This window comes from uncultured Desulfobulbus sp., assembly GCF_963662935.2.
GTDB lineage: Bacteria > Desulfobacterota > Desulfobulbia > Desulfobulbales > Desulfobulbaceae > Desulfobulbus.
On the sequence record NZ_CAXXTL010000003.1, the window covers coordinates 450,915 to 472,344 of the forward strand.

Here is a 21,430-nt window from a genome sequence, read left to right on the forward strand (position 1 = left end):
GTGAACATGCCCACACCTTGACGAGGCAATTTCCCGCCCGATTTATTGACGAGCCAGCCTGTTCATTGAAAAAACAGAGGATCAACATGGAACAGCAAAAGCTGCCATTACCTGACATTTTTCTGGGCAACCGTTTCCCCTTCCCCTCATGCCTTTTTGACCTGCTTGATGTTTTTCGCGGAGATACCGTGTTGCTTCATCTTGTCGTAGAGGGCTGTCTTGCCGAGCTTGAGTTGATCGGCGGCGGTGGAGACGTTGCCGCTGAATTTGTTCAAAGCGCGATGGATGATGGTTGCTTCAAATTCTGCCACTATCGATTTGAGTGGCAATTCTCCGATTTTCTCGTCGATGTTAAAACCATCCACATGCTGCTGCTCCACGCGGGGGTCCTGATCAAAAACCAGGTCGGCCTCGGTAATCATCTTGCCCTTGGCCATAAGCACTGCCCGCTGGATGACGTTTTCCAGCTCTCGGACATTGCCCGGCCAGTCATGGGCCAACAAGCGGTTGATGATTGATTTGGGGACAAAATCAATTTCCTTTTTAAATGCCTCCCGGTAGTGATTGACAAAGTAGGAAACCAATTCGACGATGTCTTCCTTGCGATCCCGGAGAGGCGGAATGTCGATATTGATGATATTGAGGCGATAGTAGAGATCAAGGCGGAATTTTTTCTCTTTCACAGCCTGGGCGAGGTCAACATTGGTGGCGGCAATCACCCGCACATTCACCCGCAACGGTTCATTGCCGCCGACCCGGATGATCTCGCCGTTCTGCAAGACTCGCAACAGGGAGACCTGCATCCTGGGGCTGATGTCGCCGATCTCGTCGAGTAAAATGGTGCCGCCGTCGACCACTTCGAATTTGCCAATTTTGCGGGTCGTGGCCCCGGTAAAAGCGCCTTTTTCATACCCAAAAAGATCGGCTTCAAGCAGGGAGTCGTTGATGGCGTTGCAGTTGATTTTGAGGAAGGGTTTGTCGTCCCTGGAACTGGTCGCCTTGATCAGGTTGGCCACCAGTTCCTTACCGGTTCCCGATTCGCCGGTGACGAGAATGGTCGCGTCAGATCCGGAAACCTGATGGATCATTTCCCGCAATTCCCGCATCTTGCGGCTACGTCCCACCATTTTGTCCGCCTTGTGGTGGTGGCCCAGCTGGCTTTTGAGACTATTGACCTGCCGGGAGAGCCGGAGCCGCATCTCTTCGCTGGCCTGCAACTCACCGATCTTCTGCTGCAGGATGGTTTCAATGCTGGTGTTGAACTGCAGGAGTTCGCGTTCAAAATTTTTGCGCTGAGTGATATTGCGCATTACCAGCATGATCAGCGTTTCTCCCGTGTAGCCGACAAAAGGAACCGATGAATACTCCACCGGCGTGGTATCGACAAACGCTTCGGTGACCTCGTCGTCAACAGAAGATCTCGCCGAGTGCGGCAGTCTTTCCCGACATTTTTTACCTATTATTTTAAGACTCTCGGTCACAGTTTGCGAGCAGGCGTTACCGAAACAGGCCTTCGCGCTTCTATTCATGTACTGGACGGCACCATCGTTCTTGAGCAGGAAGACCATCTCCGGCATGGCGTCAAGCAGGGTCCGCCAGTTGGTACTGAGGCGGAGAACCTCGTCCTGCATGTTTGGTACAATCAGTTGATTATATGGCACTTTGTCACTATCCGCTAATGAAGGGGAAAAGGAGTGGTTGCGCACGATAACATCGCCGACAGTGAATGACAATTTTTTTCCGGTAAATCGTATTTTATATTTTTATTTTTACGTCATCCCTCTGAAATAAAAAGAAAAATACCAATAGGTAAATTTACCTAATTTCCGGAAAAATAGTAGTGTGAAGGGCGGAAACCAGCTGGCGATGTCCGGCGGGAAACGGGTACTCCGAAAGTTGCTCGAGGGATACCCAAGCGCACTGACTGGCGGCGGTCAGTACCGGTTCCGTCGAACAGGGAGGGATCGTGCAGAGAAACCCATGCAAGGTTACACGATAGCGCGTGTAATGGTGCGTAACCGTGGTGAAGGTGGCTATGTCGCTGACCTGCCATCCGGTTTCCTCCATAACTTCTCGGATCGCCGCTTCCCGGGCCGACTCCCCTTCCTCAAGCCGGCCGCCGGGAAATTCCCACAAACCGCCCCAGATATCGTCGGGTAGCCGTTGCTGAATAAAGTATTCCGAGCCGCTGCGGAGAATAACGCAGGCCATGACGATGTCGATTTTTTGTTTTTTACTGTTGGGCAGGGGACGGAATTCGACGGTGTCAGCCCGGTAGGCCCGGCAGTGCATCTGCACCGGGCAGAGAGCACAGGTCGGTTTTTTCGGAGTGCAGACCAGGGCGCCCAGTTCCATGAGGGCTTGATTGTAATTGCGTGGATTTTTTCGGTCAAGCAGGGTCTCGGCCATAGCTGTCAGCCGTTTCTTGGTCGTCCCTTGCTTGAGCGGCCGGTCGATATCTGCCAGGCGGGCGAACAGCCGCTCAACATTGGCATCGAGCAAAGGATAGGGCAGATTGAAGGCAATCGAAAGGATAGCCCCGGCGGTGTAGGGACCGATGCCGGGAAGATCGATCAGTTGCTGGTAATCCGCCGGCACTTCTCCCGGTCCGGTCTCGAGAAGCCGGACGGCTGCCCGCTGAAGGTTGCGGGCGCGGCTGTAGTACCCCAACCCTTCCCAGGCCTTGAGAATGGCCTGCTCCGGAGCAGCGGCCACTGAAGCGAGATCGGGAAAACGTTCTATCCATCGGATGAAATACTGGGCCACCCGTTCCATCTGGGTCTGCTGGCCCATGATTTCCGAGATCCAAACGTGATAGGGTGTATAGGTCGTCCGCCAGGGTAAAGGGCGCTGGTGAGTGGCGAACCACTCGAGCAGCCGGTGCCGCCAGTCATCGATCTCCGCCGCATTTTCCTTGTCAATCACCGTGTGCTTCCTCTATGTTGGGTGGAATGTGTGAACAACATCGGCCCAAAGGTAAGCTGTCATGAACATCCGCGCCAGTCAAAATCCGGTCAACATACTCCTTGTTCTGGTGTGGCTTATTCTGTATCCGGCCCCCGGCGAGGCGCTTGAACCCGGCGAGGTGCTGGTGATTGCCAATGTCAGGGCCAACGACAGCCTGGAACTGGCCGAGTATTATATGCAGCGGCGCCAGATTCCCATCGAGCATCTGGTTCGGATCAACACCACAGGGAAGGAACGGTGTTCACGGCTGGAGTATAACGAAGCGATCCGAAAACCGGTTCGGCAGGCCCTTGCCAAGCTTGGATCAGGCAGCCTCATCCGCTGCCTGGTAGTGATGTACGGCGTGCCGCTGGCTATCCGTTCGCCCGAATCGGAGGAGGCCAAGCAACTATCCCAAGACGAAAAGATGGACACACGGGCAGCGGTCGATTCCGAGCTGGCCCTGGTTTTAACCGATGACTATTCCCTGGAAGGCTGGTTGCCCAATCCCTATTTTCTTGGCTTTCGCGATCAGTCTACCCTGCTCAAGCGGGATGCGGTGCTGATGGTCAGCCGGCTCGACGGCCCGGACCCAGCCACGGTGCGGCGGCTGGTTGATGACGCCCTGTTGGCCGAGAAGGAGGGGTTGCAGGGCCGGGCCTATTTCGATGCCCGCTGGCCCAAACCCGCTGGCAACAATCTTGAAGGTTATGCTCTCTACGACGCTTCCCTCCACGCGGCTGCGGAAAACGTCCGCAAAGGTGGGCGAATGGAGGTGCGGCTCGATGAGCGCAACGAGCTCTTTCAACCGGGCGACTTCCCAAAGGCCGCCCTCTATTGCGGCTGGTATAGCCTGGGGCGGTACGTCGATGCCTTTGACTGGGTGCGCGGCGCGATCGGGTTTCACATCGCCAGTTCCGAATGCGTCACCCTCAAACAGAAAGACTCGCCGGTCTGGTGCAAACGCATGCTCGAGGATGGGGTGGCAGCGACCATCGGGCCAGTCTATGAACCTTATGTCCAGGGCTTTCCCCTGCCAGAGCTCTTATTCACTGCTCTGACCGAAGGTTATCTCAGTCTCGGCGAGAGCTATTTGATCAGCCTTCCCTTCCTGTCCTGGCAGATGGTGCTGATCGGCGATCCCCTCTACAGACCCTTTGCTCCCCGATAAAGATGGGACTGGCCGCTTTTTCTCCTTCCCGGACGAAGGGAAAGCTTGATTTATGCTTTGCAAACAAGGCTGTTATGGTAGAAGAGAGCCTTTGCTGCTTGCCGTCGCTCCCCTACCGGACCAATTATGGATGCTCGCCTGACCCGCCAACTCTTCTCCCCCCGCATGCTGGTTGCCTTTCTCATGGGGTTTTCCTGTGGGGCACCACTGCTCCTGACTTCCACCGTGCTCCAGGCGTGGATGACCGAGCAGGGCGTCGATCTTACTGTGATCGGTTTTTTTTCTCTGGTGGGCCTGCCGTATACCCTCAAATTCCTCTGGGCTCCGATTTTCGACCGCTTCACCCTGCCTTTTTTAGGCCGTCGGCGCGGGTGGATGTTGCTGATGCAACTGACGTTAATCCTGGCACTGATCGGTTTGGGGTTGACCGATCCAGGACAGACTCCATGGCTGGTCGCCCTAGCCGCCTTTTTCGTCACCTTTTTTTCCGCCTCCCAGGATATTGTGGTCGATGCCTACCGGCGTGAGGATTTAAGCGATAACCAACTGGGCCTGGGTAGTTCCTTCTACGTCAACGGCTACCGGGTCGGCATGCTCCTTGCTGGGAGCGGCGGCCTCATTCTGGCTGATTATCTTTCCTTTGATCAGGTGTATCTGCTGATGGCGGCCTCGCTGCTTGTCGGCATCGTCACGACCCTCGTCTGCCGTGAGCCGCCTTTAACCAGGGGCACACCACGGAATTTCCGGGAAGCGGTCGTGGAGCCTTTTGTTGACTATTTCAACCGTGACCGGGCTCTGCTGCTCCTATTGTTTATTCTTCTCTATAAAATAGGCGACCAGATGGCCTCGACCCTGACCACGCCGTTTTACCTGGATCTCGGTTTCAGTAAGACCCAGATCGGCGCAGTGGCCAAGCTCTTCGGCTTCTGGTCAACAATCGTCGGCGGGCTGGTTGGGGGCACCATTCTGCTGCGCATCGGCATCATCAAGAGTCTCTGGATATTCGGCATCCTCCAGGCGGTGAGCATCCTCAGCTTCTCTGCCTTGGCCCTTATGGGGAACACAATCACCGGGTTGATTGTTGCGATCGTTCTGGAACAATTGACCAGCGGTATGGGCACCTGCGCCTATGTGGCCTATATGGCTTCGCTGACTAACAAAAAATTCACCGCCACACAGTATGCTCTGCTGTCTAGTTGCATGGGCATCCCACGGGTGATTATCGCCGCTCCGGCCGGTTGGCTGGCCGAGCTCGTGGGGTGGCCCCTGTTTTTTTTTGGATGCGCGGTGGCCGCGATTCCAGGTTTACTGCTCCTGCCTCTGGTGGCTGGGCAATACCGGCGGGACTCGCAATAACATTTTGAGTTCTTGTCCGGTTGTAGTACATTAGGCAGACTATTCGCCAACCCCGTCCCTTGATTATTCTATCGGAACAACAGATGTCTATCAAAATTTACAATACCCTGACCCGCAAAAAGGAGCCGCTCCGTCCCATCGAAGAGGGCCATGTTAAACTGTACGTCTGCGGCATCACTTCGTACGATTACTGCCATATCGGCCATGCCCGCTCCGCCCTGGTGTTCGACATGGTGGTGCGCTACCTGCGTCACCGTGGCCTCCAGGTTACCTTTGTTCGCAATTTTACCGATATTGACGACAAGATCATCAACCGGGCCAACGAACAGGGCATCGACAGCGCCAGCCTGGCCTTGCGGTTCATCGACGAATTCTATACCGACATGGATGCCCTTGGCACCCTGCGCCCCGATCTTGAGCCCAAGGCCACCGAGCATATCCCGGAAATGATCAACCTGATCGAGGATTTGATCAGTAAGGACATGGCTTATCCGTCCAATGGTGACGTCTATTTCCGGGTGGAACGGTTCACCGGCTACGGTCGCCTTTCCGGTCGAGGACTAGAGGATATGCAGGCGGGTGCCCGAATCGAGGTCAACGAAAAGAAAGAGCATCCCATGGATTTTGTCCTCTGGAAAGGGGCAAAGCCGGGCGAGCCGAAATGGCCCAGCCCCTGGGGTGAGGGGCGGCCCGGCTGGCACATCGAATGTTCAGCCATGAGCCGCAAGTACCTGGGTGAAACCTTCGATATTCACGGCGGCGGTAAAGACCTGGTCTTTCCCCACCACGAGAACGAAATTGCGCAGAGCTGCGGTGCTTCGGGCAAGCCCTTTGCCAACCTGTGGATGCACCACGGGTTCGTCACCATCAAAGATGAAAAGATGTCGAAATCGTTGGGGAATTTCTTAACTATCCGCGACGTGCTCAAACAGTACGAACCGGAGGTGCTGCGATTATTCATTTTTTCCACCCAGTACCGCAACCCGCTTGATTTCACCGAAACCGCGCTCCAGGATGCCCGATCGGGTCTGGAGCGGATGTACGAGTGTTTAGCCCAGGTTGATTGTTTGCCCGCCGAAGGTTCGGCCGGGCCTTCCAGTATCGCTGAGCAGGATCGGCTTGGCCTGGAAACGCTAACAACCCGGTTCCATGAGGCCATGGACAACGATTTTAACACGGCCCAAGCCCTAGCCCATCTTTTTGACACCGTCAAATCTCTGAATAAAATATTGCGGGCCCTGCCGGAACAACCGACGGTTGAAGATTTAGGACTTTTGCGGACCACAGCAGCCGTCTTCCGCGATCTAGCCGGGGTGCTTGGATTAGTCCAACGGGACCCGGCAGCAGTGGTAGCTGGTAATAAAGCCAAGGAGATGGTAGGGATCGACCTGAGTGAGGAGATGATTGAGCAACTCATTGCTCAGCGCAATCAGGCGCGGGCCGCCAAAGATTGGGCTGCTTCCGACAAGGTCCGCGACTCTCTGCTGGCACATCGGATTGTCCTCAAAGACAGCCCCGAAGGCACCACCTGGGAAGTGAAGAAATAACTGCAGCCCCATCTTGGGGTCGTGAGGACAAGGGAGAACCCCCATGACGCGCACACCCGCTGTTGCCGACCGTTTTTATCCCGGAAACCCTGAACAGTTGCGATCCGCCATGGACATCCTCGTGCCCGAGGTGGCCGAAGATGTGAAAAAGCAGGCGATGGCAGTAGTTTTGCCCCATGCCGGGTATGTCTATTCCGGGGCTACCGCCGGGGCAACCATCAGTCAAATCCGGGTGCCGGAGACTGTGCTGATCATGGGACCTAACCATCACGGCCGAGGTGCTGCCCTTGCTCTGGGCACCGAGGACTGGCGCATGCCCATGGGCGTGGTTCCGGTCGACCATCACCTTGCGGCCTCTATCCTCCAGCAATCGTCTGCCATTGTCGAAGACCAGGAAGCGCATCTTTTTGAGCACTCGCTTGAGGTGCAGGTTCCTTTTCTCCAGCAGGTGCAGCAGCAGCTTCGGATTGTACCAATGGTCGTCTCGCACATCCCCTACGCCCTCTGCCTGACCGTAGCCCATGATTTGGCCGCAGCGATCCGGACGCATCGCCAACCGGTGCTGATCGTGGCCTCGACTGACATGAGCCACTATGAATCGCGGCAGCAAGCGACTCAAAAGGACAGCCTGGCGATCGAGCGGATTCTCGCTCTCGACCCGCAGGGGTTATATGCCACCGTACTCGGTAACCGGATCTCAATGTGCGGCGCTATTCCCACCACCATCGCTCTCCTGACCGCCCTCGAGTTGGGTGCGACCCAGGCTGAACTGGTTCGTTACACCGATTCCGGCGAGGCCAGCGGAGATACCAGCCAGGTCGTCGGCTATGCCGGATTAATCATCTCCTGAGAGGCGCAGCAGTCTCCCTTGGTGAGTTTGGCTTACCCCGTGTGAGCAATGGATTTTCCCTTGACAACCGGGATGAATCCTTCTATTTTCTCCAGCACTTTGCTGGGGGATGGTCTAACGGCAAGACAGCGGACTCTGACTCCGCTTATCAAGGTTCGAATCCTTGTCCCCCAGCCATGCAAATTCAAGCACTTACCGTTAATTCGGCAAGTGCTTTTTTCGTTTTTAGTGCAGATTTAGTGCACTCCCAACCAACTCAACTCAATTATCCCCCTCAGGACACAGCAGATGCCTACCAGTATTTCTCAAATGTTTACGGTGGGATCACCTGGGGCTTAAAGTAACCTCGCGGGAGTTTTAGAACTATTTTTTTTAAACTGGGCCCCTTGGTCAAGACAAATATTCCTTGAGTTTAAGCTGCACTTTCAAGTATCGATTGAGAGAGGAAGCAGTTGCTGCTGGGCACTCTCCCTGTGGAATTTGCAGGCCAGGTCATGGTTCCGATGTATTGGAAGTATACGTAACAAAACCTGTTTTTTCTTTTTATATTAAGCTGTTGCTTAATGCTATTTTCTCTTTTAGCTCCTAATAAGTCAAGTTTTTTCCGAGAGGGAGCCCCGCCAAGGGCCGGCTGCGAGAATGGGCATCTACTTATTGCTCGTCGGAGCAGCCGGCCCTTGGCGGGGCGGGTTAATACCTCGTGCTCTATGTGAGAGCGTCTTTGCTTTTTTCTATTACCCTGGCAACGGCCTTATAATAATCGGGCTGTACCTTTATGTTAGAAAGATGACAATACCTCATGGTCGTTTTGATCCTTGTATGGCCGAGCAAATATTGAATCGTGACCAGGTCTGCATCAGCGTTGAGGAGTTGGGTTGCCATGGTGTGTCTCAATTGATGGCATGATACAGATATACCGCATTTCTTTGAGTAGTACTCAATCCGTTTCTGGATGCCTCGAACCGATATGGGCTTTCCTTTATGGATACCTTTCTCAACTAAAAAGACTTTCTGTTCATGAGTGTGAAACCTTATCCGCAAATAGGCCGCCAGAGCGTCGGTGGCATCGTTGCTGATAAAAACGACTCTATCCTTTCCTCCTTTGCCTGATTTGACCAAGATCCGGTTGCGCTGATAATCAATGGCACCGAGTGTGAGATCAGCTACTTCTTCAACTCTGAGGCCACATCGTAACATAAGCATAAATATTGCCAGGTCCCGATGCCTTGTGACGACGTCAAAAAATATAGGCACATCAATGTCTCGTAGATGTCGGGGTAACGGTCTGCCAACTCGTAACAGCATGCCTCTGAGGACAGGATTGACTATCTGGACCTCTCCTTCATCCTTCAGATAATCGTAAAACATTCTGATTACGACAAGATGGCCATTGATAGTCTGGGCAGAGAGTTGTTGTCCGAGCAGGAAGTCTATATAACCATTTACATTCTCCGGACTCGCCAATTCGAGAGGAACCGAGAGCCATGTGAAAAATCCCTGCAGTCTATGCAGATAATTTTTCACGGTGTGAGGTGAGTAGTTTTTTCTCTTCAAATACCGCCTGTAATTGAGTACTGATTCGGTGAGATGCATGATGCCCTCCTTTTTCAATAACGGTCATTGCACGAAAATATTCATTTTCCCGTGTCGCATCCGATAGCCTTGCATAACGCAAGGTCATCTCGATTGATTGGTGACCAAGGATTTGCTGTAAAACCTCTATTCGTAACCCGGCATTCAGCATGTCTGTGGCAAAGGTATGGCGCAGGCTATGGATACTGTATCCATAGTGAGATAAGTCAGCCCTTTCGAGAACTTTCACAAATGCCTTCCTCGCTGCCGCATATGTAATCTTCTCTCTTTTCGAGCTGTAAAAAAGGTAGTCCTTTTGTTGGTTTCTCATCTTCAGCCATTCCTGAAGGGCAATGTCAGCGTCCGAGCTGAAGTAAACCACACGGCCCTGGTCGGTTTTTTCTGCCAGGTAAATCAGGATCTTCCTTTCCGGTAGAATAATATCTGAGGCTTTGACATTGAGTAATTCGCCAATTCTCAGGCCTGTCCGCAACAAAAGGAGGATTAAGGTGCGATTGCGAGTGTTGCTTGTTGCTGAAAGCAAAAGAGTGATATGTTCCGGCGGAATGGCTCTGGGTAAGGAATCAGGCAACTTCAGATGGATTTTCTTGGACAGAATTGCTTGTGTCTGAATCTGCTGCTCAACCAGAAAGTTGAGAAACGTATACACACTCCTCAAGTTGCTTATGACTGAGTTGGCCTTCAATCCACGATCCTGTTCATGCTCCACGAAGGCACAGATATCCTGGCGGGTAACCTTATAAAGATTAGTACCTGTTTTGTTCAGGAAATGCAGGAAGGACAAGGCCACATAACTGGCTTGTTTAACAGTTGCTATCGAATTATTATTGCGATATTTCTCTCGAATGTACCCTGCTGCCAGATCTGCACCGCTCAGGCCAGTGCCGGTAATCCGAGAAGAAAGATGATCAAATTCTTGACGTTTTTTGTTGGTTTGCCGGTCAGGCGGTGACCGATCTGTTTGAGGAAGAGGTGCTGGCGGGGATTTAAGAAATTTTGATTCTGTTGGAGTGTCTAAAGGGAAGCTGATGGAATTGTATTTTTCCTGCAGAACACCAACCCACTCGCTGGATTGAAAATTGGCAGGGGTCCAATGTTGTTCGGTCATAGTAACCTCCTTTTTCTTTTGTCGAAAAAACAGGCTTTTGATGACCGAATTATACCATATATTCGGCTTCTATTTTGTTACGTATAAATTGGAAATAGTGTGCCACGAGGCTGCACGAAAGATGAGGGTAGGTCCCTCGGGGTCGGCTTACAGGAGCGGGCTTCAAACCACCTTAAGCTGCTGTGGTTAAGAGCCATGGTGGTGAGCGTTAAGGGAAAAGGCTCGGCAAGACTGGGTCAGGTATGGATCATGGAGACGAATAACACTGAACCACTGATGAGGTGTCGAAAATTTAAGTTGCTGTCAAAACTGGGACCTATTTCCATCCCAGGATAAGTTCGGGGGAAGCCTGTTTATTGCCCGAACGGTGGCCGGCATAAAGGTGGCGTGAACATGATCTTGGCTTTCGTGTGGAACGTGGGAACCTGTCGCTCCGATGACAAGGGAGAAATCCAAATGGAGACCCCGTAAGGATGAGAGTACCGATGCGGAGCACAGGGGCGGAGTAGCCTGTAGTAGTGACGAAGTCCCTGTAATGGGGATGGAGCGAAGGGGCTACATTGTTCAGCTTTTGCCATGAAGACAACCAGAAATGGGAGGATCTTTTTGAACGAAGCAAAGCCATTCCAAATTTCCAAGAATCAGGTTTGGGAGGCATTCAAGAGAGTAAAGGCAAATCGCGGAGCTGCTGGAGTGGACGGGCAGTCGATAACCGACTTCGAAGAGGATTTGAAAAATAACCTCTACAAGTTATGGAATCGTATGTCTTCAGGAAGTTATTTTCCTCCTCCAGTGCGTCGAGTTGAGATACCGAAAGGCGATGGCAAGATGCGACCGTTGGGAATACCGACAGTGGCAGATCGAATCGCTCAGATGGTAGTCAAGCAATTCCTGGAACCCCTTTTGGATCCGTATTTTCATGGAGACTCATACGGCTATCGTCCGGGCAAGTCGGCCATAGAGGCGGTTGGGGTAGCTCGTCAACGATGTTGGCGGTATCCGTGGGTGCTGGATCTCGACATCAAAGGTTTCTTTGATAATATCGACCATGAGCTCATGATGAAGGCGGTGCGGCAGCATACAAACTGCCGGTGGGTCCTGATGTATGTTGAACGGTGGTTGAAGTGTCCGGTTCAGCACCCTGACGGATCAGTTGTAACGAGGGACAAGGGAACTCCCCAGGGTGGCGTTGTAAGTCCCTTGTTGGCGAACTTGTTCTTGCACTATGCCTTTGACAAGTGGATGGGACGTGCTTTTCCGGCAATTCCGTTCGAGCGGTATGCTGACGATGTGGTTTGTCACTGCAGTAGTGAGTCGCAAGCGAAAACGCTATGGGTTGCAATTGAATGGCGACTTATGGAGTGTCGGCTGGAGTTACACCCCGAGAAAACCAAGATTGTCTATTGTAAGGAAGACAATAGGCAAAGGGATTACCCAAATCACACGTTTGACTTCCTGGGCTATACATTCAGGCCACGGGTAGCGAAGAGTAAAACGGGTAATTTCTTTGTTGGGTTCCTGCCTGCCATGAGTAACAAAGCTGCCAAGTCAATACGCGACGAAATGCGAAGCTGGCGGATTCATAATCGTACTGACAAATCCCTGAAGGATTTCTCGCGAATGTTCAATCCCAAGCTGCGAGGATGGATCAATTATTATGCGAATTTTTACAAGTCCGAAATGTTTAAGGTGTTTCACATCCTGAATCGCATGATAACGAAGTGGGTCATGAGAAAATTTAAGGATATGAGAGGGCGCCAACGGAGAGCAACTCACTGGTTAGGACGTTTAGCTCTTCGTCAGCCTCAGTTGTTTGCCCATTGGCAGCTGCTGGGGATGCGTCCTCCGGTTGGACAATAGGAGCCGGATGAGTCGAGAGGCTCACGTCCGGATCTGTGAGGGCCTGGGGGTGTGACTCCCCCGGGCTACTCGACTCTTTACCCGGCAGTGTCAAATTTCTATACTCTCTCATAGAAGGGTTTCAGCGCAATATGCCAGCAATGTTTTCTTGAGGATCAAAAGGATCCGCGACTTGGAGGTATCTCGCAGTGGAGGCATTAACTGTATCAAGCTTTGTTCGCCGTTAGGTGACACTGCAAGGCCGCAAGGCATAAATAAACTTTTCAATAATGGTCATGCCAGATATGATAAATTCGAATAAATACAAGTGAATCGATCAGGATGCCTGTTTTATAGAACTGTATTGGCAAGCGGCTTCTTATCACCCCTAACCACCGGGCCAACCATGAAACTCACCGCTTGTCGCCATAATCTCGACATCCCCGCCACCTGGCTGGGTGGGTGGATTTCCGTCCGCTCCTGCCTGGTACTCCTGGCCGCTTGCGGCTGGCTGTTATTCCTCGCCATCGCCTTCGCTGCAGAGTCTTCCGATGACTCCCTCCATTCCCAGCTTTTAGCACTCCAGGGCGGATTGCCGGCCTCATCGGTGATGGCCGAGTCCGTTAAAGCGGAGCCCGATGTGTTGCGGTTGCTGATTTGGGAGGGACACGCACCGGGCGCCTGGATTGAGAGGTTTGAGAAACAGGTCGAAAACCGCCATGGGCGTTCGGTGAAACTTCAAGTCACCTACGTCAAAGGGGGGGAAGAATTTTATGATGCGATAAGAGATCGGGCGGTTGATGTCGTTATGATGACGCATCATACGTATAAAGATGAGCGCTTTAAATACATCCAGAACCGGCTTTTACTGCCAATCGACCTTGCCAATATTCCCAATTTCAAACATGTAATCCCGGACATGCGGATGGCAGAATACCTATTCAGTGAAAGACAGGTTTATGCAGTTCCGGTCAGTCAAGGCCCCTATGGGCTGGCCTATAATACCGCGTTACTTGAGAGTGAGCCGCAGAGCTGGAATATCTTCTGGGATCCTCGGTTTAAGGGGCAGTATGTCCTGGGGGCTAATGAGTATATCTACAATGTCAACATTACGGCGCTGGCCTTGGGCTATCCGCGCAAACTGATCGGTGATTACGATGCGTTGAATAATCCGGAATTCAAAAAAAAGCTGCGCTCACTCGTCGTGAATGCCCATTCGTTCTGGATCGGAGTGGATAAGCCTGACAATTTAGCGGGTCGGCCGCTGGCAGTTTCCTGGGGCGATTCATTGGGACCGCTTAAATCGCGTGGCGAGCAATGGAAAATAGCTGAGCCTGCCGAAGGGACCATTTGCTGGGTTGATAACTATGCAATTACCTGGGCGTTGCAGGACAAACCCTTTTTAAAAACAGTGGCGGAAGAATACATCAATGAACTGCTGACGACGGACTATCAAATGGGGCACATCCTGCGCTACATGTCTCTCACTCCAGTCATCACCAATATTGAAGAGTTCCTGACTCCTGAAGAGGCTGGGCGGCTTAAACTCGGAATCCCAAATTTCTATGAAAGGAATCGAATCTTGCTAAAAACCTATTCCCACCGGGACCGCAATGGGATGAAGCTTTTATGGGACGAGGCCACACAGGGAATTGCTTTGGATGGGCATACCGATGAAAAGTGAGTTAGATCAAAGAATCAGTCATCCGCTGGCGACCCGATTGTTGCGTGTCGTTTTCGGATTCTTCCTCGTGGTCGTTATTTGTTTAACGATCGCGCAGATGGTTATCGAGTATCGGTATCAGGAAAAGAGCATCCGTAAGGAATTTTCGAATATTCAAACCTCGTTTGAGCACGTCCTTGCCGGGCAGATATGGCATCTCGACGAGGATGCGCTGCGTTCTACGGTGGAGGGGATTGTCGAGTTGCCAGGTATCGTCGGGTTGAAAATTGCCGATCCGAACGGTAAGCTCATCGCCCTGTGCGGTATTGTAAATACTGCAGACGGCAAGGGGGAGACTTGCCTGCATGTTAAGCTGCTAGGATACACCCCCGATGACGGACACGTTCATAGCTGGAAACCGTATCGGTTTGATCTATTCGAGGCGGATTTCCCGATCATCTATTCCGTTAATCAACAACCGCGGGTTTTGGGACGGGTGACACTCTATTCGAATTCATCGGTCGTTTTGAACCGGGTTAAGGCAAGTTTTTTGATGCTGGGGATCAAGACGGTCGTTGAAATCGCTTTGTTATGGCTGATCTTCAAGCTGGTATTTGTTCGTTTGCTGAAAAAGCCGCTCGCGGAGCTGACGACCGCGGTCGAAGGCGTAACGCTTGATAATCTGGATGCTGTTAAAGTAAGCGCACCCAACGGCATTCGTGATGAACTTGGAGTTTTGGCTGAATCGTTCAATAGAATGCTGCTTGATTTGCAGAGCGAAATAACGAATCGCAGAATTGCGGATGAGAGTCTGGCGACAAGTGAAGTAAAGTTAAACAGTATCTTAAGAGTCGCGCCCGTAGGGATCGGCCTCACTAAAAGACGGGTGTTTACTTCGGTAAACCCGGCAATGTGTGATTTGACCGGGTATAGCAGCGAAGAGTTGCTTGGGCAGAGAACTCGTCTCTTGTATCTGACGGATGAAGAGTATCTTAGTAACGGGAATAAGCTGAATGCGCAAATTGATCAACAAGGCACTGGGATGACCGAGGCGACCTGGTTCCGGAAAGACGGACAGCGCGTTGATATACTTCTTTCGGCAGCACCGATGGTTCCTAATGATTCAGAAGGCGAGTTCACAGTTATCGCGACGGACATCACAGAAAGGAAGCAGGCGGAAGAGGCGCTTATACGACAACAACGTTTTATAAAGCTGAATAACCTGATCGCCAACGTTTTCCTAACCTCTTCCCGGAACGAAGTCTTTGCCGACGTTCTCAATGTCATCCTGACGGCCTTGGATAGCCGGTTCGGCTTTTTCGGGTACATCAATGAGGCCGGCGATCTTGTCAGTCCCACCCTGACGCGCGACGTCTGGGATCAATGCCAGGTGGCCGACAAGAGCATCGTTTTCCCCCGAGCCAACTGGAAAGGGCTTTGGTGCCGGGCGCTGCTTGAGAAGCAGACGTTTATCTCCAACGAAAACCTCCAGGTTCCCGAAGGGCATGTGGCCCTGGAGAACGCCCTAGCGACCCCCATCGTGTACAACGACAACCTTATCGGCCTGTTTGTCGTTGCCAACAAGGCGGGGGGGTACGATAAGGACGACCGGGACCTCCTGGAAAGCGTGGCCGCGCAGACGGCACCGATTCTGTTTGCCATCCAGGAAGAGGCCCGCCGAAAAATTGAACATGAAAAACTCGAAGTCCAACTCCATCAGGCCCAGAAGATGGAATCAGTAGGCCGTCTAGCCGGCGGGGTCGCCCACGACTTCAACAACATGCTAGGGGTTATTCTCGGGTATACGGAACTGGCCATGGAGCGGGTCGAGCCAGACAATCCCCTGCATGCCAACCTAGAGAAGATCCAAGGGGCTGCCCAGCGCTCCGCCGATCTGACCCGGCAACTCCTGGCCTTTGCCCGTAAACAGATCGTATCCCCCAAGGTGATCGACCTCAACGACACCATCGAAAGCGTACTTAAGATGCTGCTGCGACTTATCGGTGAGGACATCGACCTGGCTTGGCGCCCGGGCAAGGAAGTCTGGCCGGTCAAGATGGACCCCATCCAGGTCGACCAAATTCTGACCAATCTCTGCGTAAATGCCCGGGACGCTATCGTTGATACAGGCAAGCTCACCATCGAAACCAGCATAGCTTCTTTTGATGAGGAGTATTGTTCCCATCACGCTGGCATTGTCCCCGGCGACTACGTCCTGCTGGCCGTGAGCGATACTGGCTGCGGTATGGACAAAGAGACCCAAGCTCATCTCTTCGAGCCCTTTTTCACCACCAAAGAAATGGGCAAGGGCACTGGACTGGGTCTAGCCACGGTCTACGGTGTGGTCAAGCAAAACAACGGTTTCATAAATGTCTACAGCGAGCCTAGGAAAGGAACAACGTTCAAGATTTACCTGCCACGCCACCTGGACAAAACGGTCCCGTTGCCGGAAAAAGAACCGTATAAACCAGACGAGCGAGGCCGCGAGACTGTCTTGCTGGTGGAAGACGAACCGACGATCCTGGATATGACCACGGAAATGCTCGAAAGGCTCGGGTACACCGTGCTGGCAGCCGGAACCCCGGGTGAGGCCATCCGCCTAACCCGGGAACACCCCGGCCGAATCGATCTGCTATTGACCGATGTGGTCATGCCCGAGATGAACGGACGCGATTTGGCCAAAACACTGCTGTCCATCTATCCGGACATCCGACGGTTGTTCATGTCGGGCTACACGGCCAGCGTTATCGCCCACCATGGCGTGCTGGACGAAGGCATGCACTTCATCCATAAACCATTCTCAATGAAAGACCTGGGGAGGAAACTGCGTGAGGCACTGGAAGGCTAACATGTTAATTTAGAGAATGATTCTCGGCGAAGAACCGCATCTCTTCGTACTGGCAATTCTGCTGCGCTCCATGCCGGTCGGCTATGCGTGGTGGAAGAATCAAGATTTCTGAAAAACCTTCCATGTTGGCTGTTTGGCTGGCTCAACCGATAGAATCTATCTCGCCTGACATTCCCCTGAACAAGGGCAGACTGCCAGGCAAGACCGATCTCAGTTGCCATTCATTCTTTGCTGATACACGATACCGGGCAAGACCCAATGGCCTCATCGACACATGACTCGTCAGCATTGGCGTCGTCTTTTACAAATGCTTTTTCCGCATCACCGTCAAAATCAAACACCGTCGGGCAGATTTCAATGCATGCTTCGCAGCCCAAACATTCTTCCTGATCAATTACTACTTGCTGTGCCATGGCTTTCTCCTCATGATTTGGCTGTCTTTCTTATTTTTCAAGCAATGGCGCTCATCGCCATCAATCCCACGCAAGCAAACGACGCTGCCCCTCGCAGCGAGGGAACATGGGTCGCATCCTGGCCGACTTCAAGGCTCCCATATACGTCCTTTTTTATTTCTAAGGGCCAGATATTGAATGTGGATGAACTTCCCGACCAATAACCCCCGAACTCCTAGGGGAAATGCGGATAATGCTGTTCAAATAATAGGCTACTTTGTCATCGGCGTCGATAAAACTTATGTCGACCGGAAGATTGGCCATTTCTTACATCCTATCAGAAACGATCTTGTTGAAAAATATTCATTGGAGTCACTAACAATTAACCTCGCATGGACGGAGAGATGCATGGACCATGAAATAATCTGTTACTGCTTTAATTATACAGAGTTAGATATAAAGAAGGATTTTACTGAAAATCGTCATTCGACCATCATGGATCGAATAATCAGTGAAAAGAAGGATGGGAATTGCAAATGTGAAACTACTAATCCTAAAGGCAGGTGATGTTTAAATGATATTCGCCAGGTGGTGAGTTCATTAACAGGGGTAACTGAATTGGATATTTTTTAATAAAAACAAGCAATAGCTGTCGAACCCGTCCTTGGTGGCGGTAGCGACAGCTGGCAGCAGTTGGCGTTTTTGTTAGTGCTCGGAAAGAGAATCGATAGCCAATATTTTGCTCAGTCGTTAACTGCACGCACCGGGATAAGGATTTCGTTGCGTCGCAAAAACCACGGTGTGAAAGGTGGATCATACCGAGCCCAAACGGGATCGCCCACAGCAGTGAGTCCCTTTTGCACAATCCAGGACTCAAGTTCACGCTTGTTTCGAAGATAAGCCTTCTCGCTCCAAAACCCGGAATAGCGGACTGCGGCCACCCGACGAGATGGCACCTGACGCAACGTGATCTGTGGGTCTTCTGGCTTTGGAAGGGTTTCCAAAGTGTACGAGGCTGGCATCATGAAACTAACCGCCCAGCCTTGCTGCACACCCTGTTGTCCCACGGGAGCAGTCATCTTGATTTTCTCTCCTGTTGGCTGCTGCGAGACAGGAGCTGTCATCGCCACCCTATCGCGCGATTTGTTGTCGCCGGAGATGTATCGAAACAGCTTGTTGAAGGCAAGTTTTCCTGCCTCTTCAAGCGTTCCTTCGACAACGGTCTCAGCAAGAATGTGTGGTGCATAATTGCGTATTTCAAAGGCCTTGTCCTTTTCCACCATTGTATAGGGAGCTTCTTCCGTTGCCATGACATTCGTTGCCCCAATTATTATGATGACTGCTGTTGCTATTTTTCGAATGAAACATTCCATATTCGCCGTCCAAGTTGAGTATCGTGCATATTTGCCCAACACCCACAATCATTCTAAAAAATAATGCTGGTCAAATAGAAAACAGGGCAAAAATCCTGTCCGACTGTAATCGGACATATGCCTTTTCAGATCCCATCTTGTGCTTATTAATAAATGATTGATGTACAACTTTAATTATGGCCAAATCAATGGACAAGCCTGCCTTAGCACCTCATTTCCGCCTGACCGGCGCACTTTTCGGAGCCTTCATAGCCGATGCCCTGGCCATGCCCGTTCACTGGTACTACGATACCGCCGCCTTGGCTAAAGACTATGGCTGGGTTACGGATTTTGCCAAACCTCGCAATCCCCATCCTGACAGCATTCTCTGGCGCTCAAGGTATCACCCTCTTCGTCCGGAAGCAGACATCCTGCACAACCAGGCCAAGTTTTGGGGGCAGCGCGGCGTCCACTATCACCAGTTCCTGGAAGCCGGGGAAAACACCCTGAACTTGAAAATCAGCCAACTGCTGATGGACAGCCTGCTTGAAAAAGAGGAATACGATCAGGAACTCTATCTTGACAAGTATGTGGCGTTCATGACGACTCCCGGCGCACACAAAGACACCTATGTTGAAGAATGTCACCGGGAGTTTTTTAAAGCGTGGGCTCCTCAAAAAAAAACCCCTGCCGCTCATTTGCCCGATGAAAAGCACATCGGGGGGTTGTGCCTGCCATTACCCTTACTGCTGTTCTTCCAGGACCAGTGGGATAAAGCGTTGCAGCTAGCCGAATGTCATTTGGAACTGACCCACCCGGGGACTTTGATGCGCAATGCCTTGGCCTGCTTTGCCGACCTCCTTCACGACATCTTGCACGGCGCTGATGTTCGGCAGTCATTGAAGAAAAATAGACCTAAACCGTTGCAGCTTTTATGTGGATATCCATTTGCAGAATTGTCGAGCCGTGCCGATACCGATATCGCTCGTAACGTTTTCAGTACGGCCTGCTATATCGAACAATCACTGCCACTGACCCTCTATCTGGCCTGGAAGTACCAGGATGATCCCGAGCAGGCCTTGATGGTGAACACCAATCTTGGTGGTGACAACTGCCATCGGGGTGTTGTTCTGGGCGCCCTGCTCGGCGCCCTGCACGGAGAGCAGGCTTGGCCGCGGCGCTGGATGGATGGATTGGCACATCCTCCCACCGCTTTTTCACAGTGGCTCGCGACACGCTTCAAGACCGATGCCTGAGGTTTCCGTGCCCCTCCGTCCCCATAAAAAGAAAGGGACTGAGGTCACCATCGGATTCGGCCCTCATTATCTCGAGGCGATCCCCATGCTGCTCGCCCAGATGCGCGAGAGCGAGACCATCATCCTGGAAGAACCGCACACCCCAGGGTTTACCGAAATGCTCCGGGGAGAGATGGCCATTGATGGGTATCTTCTTCAGGTCGATGCAAGTTTCCCTCTCTTTTCAAAAAGCCTGTGTGTGGAGTTGCGGCTGCTGTTTGCTCACGGAAAACGCATTATCCAGGTAGAGCCCTATCTCGATTGCCTGGTGCAGATTCACGAACTGTTTGCCGAAGGCAAGACGCCGCAATATGTCCTCTCCCTGGATGGCCTCCGGGATGTCTATCTCGCAGAAAAAGAGGCCACCGGAGCGCTCATCACCTTCTATGCTCTGAGCATGAAAGAGGATTTTCGGGCGGTGGTAGATTCGGTCAAGATCTTCGCCCAAAAGGATGCACATCGCATCAGAATGCGCGATTTTATGCGAGCTACGGCCATTGCGGAGTTGGCGGCAACCGGGCAGCGTCTTTTTGTGGAAGCCGGATACATCCATTATGGGCTGTATCATTTTTTAACAACGCAGATCTGTCAACACCTGAGAGTGCAGTCTGTTTTTCTCCTGCAGCCGGTTGTTGATACGTTGCAGGCAAAACGGCGCAATATCGGTCCAGGCGACGTTTTGACCTTGTTGTATGTCCTGCATGATGCCATTCCTGCTGATCGGGCTGATCTTTTGGCTGCACGCAGTTTGATCGCTGTCCAACTGGTGGCCAAGGAAGAACTTCATCCAGACCATACTTTTCCCCACTGCGAGGATGACGCTCTGGTGAATACCCTGGTCTCTTCCTTGGATTACGAACAATGCTGCCAACTCTACCAACGGATCAGAGGTGTCCCCAGAAGCACAGCCCTTCGCTACGCCAGACAATTCGTTGATGGCGAGCAGGGGCATGACTGATGCCTGCCATCTCTCTTCTTCCAGTGGCTACTTCCCCTCCAACGCCAGGAATTGGCGGCGGATTTCTTCAAGGCGGCTCCGGTTTTTACCAAGATCCGAATAGCCAAGGCGCGAGGCGGAGCGGACGTGAATGACCTTACTCGTCCGATCCAGCAAAAACTCGCCATCATCGACAAACAGCATCGTCCGCAGTTCAACCCGCAGATAATCGGGCAAATCATCCACGATAGTGGTATCGCTCCGGCCTGAAAGAACCCGTTTCAGGCGAGCAAAAGCTGCACTGGGGTCACCGCTGAATACCAACGGCGCAATGCGGTGGCGTTCGTTTTCAGTCTGACTCGAAACGCAGTTGGGTGAACTTGGGCACAGGGCGAGAATTCCCTCCCTGGCTCCCAGGTTATCGGGACGCTCACCGGCACAACCAACTAAGCCAAGTAAACCGAGAGCCATAGCAACAATCCTCCCTGTCAATCTTTTCACCGTTGCCCTCCTCATCCATGCAGAGATAGGCG

16 protein-coding genes and 1 tRNA gene are annotated in these 21,430 nt (G+C 52.1%); 10 read left to right on the forward strand and 7 right to left on the reverse strand.

Annotation, left to right across the window (positions count from 1 at the left end; genetic code table 11):
* Window positions 1-146: 146 nt before the first annotated feature.
* Together ACHZCX_RS20755 and mutY are read right to left on the reverse strand one after the other, a co-directional pair.
* Window positions 147-1,661: a sigma 54-interacting transcriptional regulator gene (locus ACHZCX_RS20755; RefSeq protein ID WP_319589116.1), complete on the reverse strand. Its 1,515-nt coding sequence runs from the start codon at window positions 1,659-1,661 to the stop codon at window positions 147-149.
* Between the two features lie 154 nt (window positions 1,662-1,815).
* On the reverse strand, window positions 1,816-2,925 hold the full coding sequence (gene mutY / locus ACHZCX_RS20760; RefSeq protein ID WP_319589117.1) for an A/G-specific adenine glycosylase: 1,110 nt from the start codon (window positions 2,923-2,925) through the stop codon (window positions 1,816-1,818).
* A gap of 61 nt (window positions 2,926-2,986) precedes the next feature.
* Between mutY and ACHZCX_RS20765 the strand changes: the two genes are divergently transcribed.
* From ACHZCX_RS20765 to ACHZCX_RS20785, 5 genes are all read left to right on the forward strand, one after another.
* Window positions 2,987-4,117: a TIGR03790 family protein gene (locus tag ACHZCX_RS20765; protein WP_319589118.1), complete on the forward strand. Its 1,131-nt coding sequence runs from the start codon at window positions 2,987-2,989 to the stop codon at window positions 4,115-4,117.
* Window positions 4,118-4,243: 126 nt separating this feature from the next.
* Complete coding sequence (locus ACHZCX_RS20770) at window positions 4,244-5,473, forward strand: AmpG family muropeptide MFS transporter (protein ID WP_319589119.1); 1,230 nt, start codon at window positions 4,244-4,246, stop codon at window positions 5,471-5,473.
* Between the two features lie 83 nt (window positions 5,474-5,556).
* Entirely contained in the window at window positions 5,557-7,020 is a 1,464-nt protein-coding gene (cysS, locus tag ACHZCX_RS20775) for a cysteine--tRNA ligase (RefSeq protein WP_319589120.1), read from the forward strand.
* A 43-nt stretch (window positions 7,021-7,063) separates the two neighbouring features.
* Window positions 7,064-7,870, forward strand: a complete 807-nt coding sequence (gene amrB / locus ACHZCX_RS20780; RefSeq protein ID WP_319589121.1) for an AmmeMemoRadiSam system protein B — start codon at window positions 7,064-7,066, stop codon at window positions 7,868-7,870.
* A 103-nt stretch (window positions 7,871-7,973) separates the two neighbouring features.
* Window positions 7,974-8,047 (forward strand) — tRNA-Gln (locus ACHZCX_RS20785).
* Window positions 8,048-8,575: 528 nt separating this feature from the next.
* Here ACHZCX_RS20785 and ACHZCX_RS20790 read toward each other — a convergent pair.
* Entirely contained in the window at window positions 8,576-9,463 is an 888-nt protein-coding gene (locus ACHZCX_RS20790) for a tyrosine-type recombinase/integrase (RefSeq protein ID WP_319589122.1), read from the reverse strand.
* Complete coding sequence (locus ACHZCX_RS20795; RefSeq protein ID WP_319589123.1) at window positions 9,375-10,571, reverse strand: tyrosine-type recombinase/integrase; 1,197 nt, start codon at window positions 10,569-10,571, stop codon at window positions 9,375-9,377. The genes ACHZCX_RS20790 and ACHZCX_RS20795 overlap by 89 nt, the downstream gene beginning before the upstream one ends.
* A gap of 606 nt (window positions 10,572-11,177) precedes the next feature.
* Here ACHZCX_RS20795 and ltrA point away from each other — a divergent pair.
* The 3 genes from ltrA to ACHZCX_RS20810 all read left to right on the forward strand — a co-directional run bounded on the left by ltrA (window position 11,178) and on the right by ACHZCX_RS20810 (window position 16,921).
* Window positions 11,178-12,431 carry a group II intron reverse transcriptase/maturase gene (gene ltrA, locus ACHZCX_RS20800; protein ID WP_319588811.1) on the forward strand — a complete coding sequence of 418 codons (1,254 nt, stop codon included), beginning with the start codon at window positions 11,178-11,180 and terminating at the stop codon, window positions 12,429-12,431.
* Between the two features lie 385 nt (window positions 12,432-12,816).
* Window positions 12,817-14,094, forward strand: coding sequence for an extracellular solute-binding protein (locus tag ACHZCX_RS20805; protein WP_319589124.1), 1,278 nt, complete (start codon window positions 12,817-12,819; stop codon window positions 14,092-14,094).
* On the forward strand, window positions 14,084-16,921 hold the full coding sequence (locus ACHZCX_RS20810) for an ATP-binding protein (protein ID WP_319589125.1): 2,838 nt from the start codon (window positions 14,084-14,086) through the stop codon (window positions 16,919-16,921). The genes ACHZCX_RS20805 and ACHZCX_RS20810 overlap by 11 nt, the downstream gene beginning before the upstream one ends.
* 221 nt (window positions 16,922-17,142) lie before the next feature.
* On the opposite strand, the gene ACHZCX_RS20815 is transcribed toward ACHZCX_RS20810, so the two are convergent.
* Window positions 17,143-17,334, reverse strand: a complete 192-nt coding sequence (locus ACHZCX_RS20815; RefSeq protein ID WP_319589126.1) for a ferredoxin — start codon at window positions 17,332-17,334, stop codon at window positions 17,143-17,145.
* A gap of 722 nt (window positions 17,335-18,056) precedes the next feature.
* Window positions 18,057-18,686 carry a heme-binding protein gene (locus tag ACHZCX_RS20820; protein ID WP_319589127.1) on the reverse strand — a complete coding sequence of 210 codons (630 nt, stop codon included), beginning with the start codon at window positions 18,684-18,686 and terminating at the stop codon, window positions 18,057-18,059.
* A gap of 176 nt (window positions 18,687-18,862) precedes the next feature.
* Between ACHZCX_RS20820 and ACHZCX_RS20825 the strand changes: the two genes are divergently transcribed.
* Together ACHZCX_RS20825 and ACHZCX_RS20830 are read left to right on the forward strand one after the other, a co-directional pair.
* Complete coding sequence (locus ACHZCX_RS20825) at window positions 18,863-19,921, forward strand: ADP-ribosylglycohydrolase family protein (RefSeq protein WP_394708854.1); 1,059 nt, start codon at window positions 18,863-18,865, stop codon at window positions 19,919-19,921.
* A 7-nt stretch (window positions 19,922-19,928) separates the two neighbouring features.
* Complete coding sequence (locus tag ACHZCX_RS20830) at window positions 19,929-20,918, forward strand: hypothetical protein (RefSeq protein ID WP_319589129.1); 990 nt, start codon at window positions 19,929-19,931, stop codon at window positions 20,916-20,918.
* Window positions 20,919-20,945: 27 nt separating this feature from the next.
* On the opposite strand, the gene ACHZCX_RS20835 is transcribed toward ACHZCX_RS20830, so the two are convergent.
* Window positions 20,946-21,398, reverse strand: a complete 453-nt coding sequence (locus tag ACHZCX_RS20835; RefSeq protein ID WP_319589130.1) for a DUF1499 domain-containing protein — start codon at window positions 21,396-21,398, stop codon at window positions 20,946-20,948.
* Window positions 21,399-21,430 lie beyond the last annotated feature (32 nt).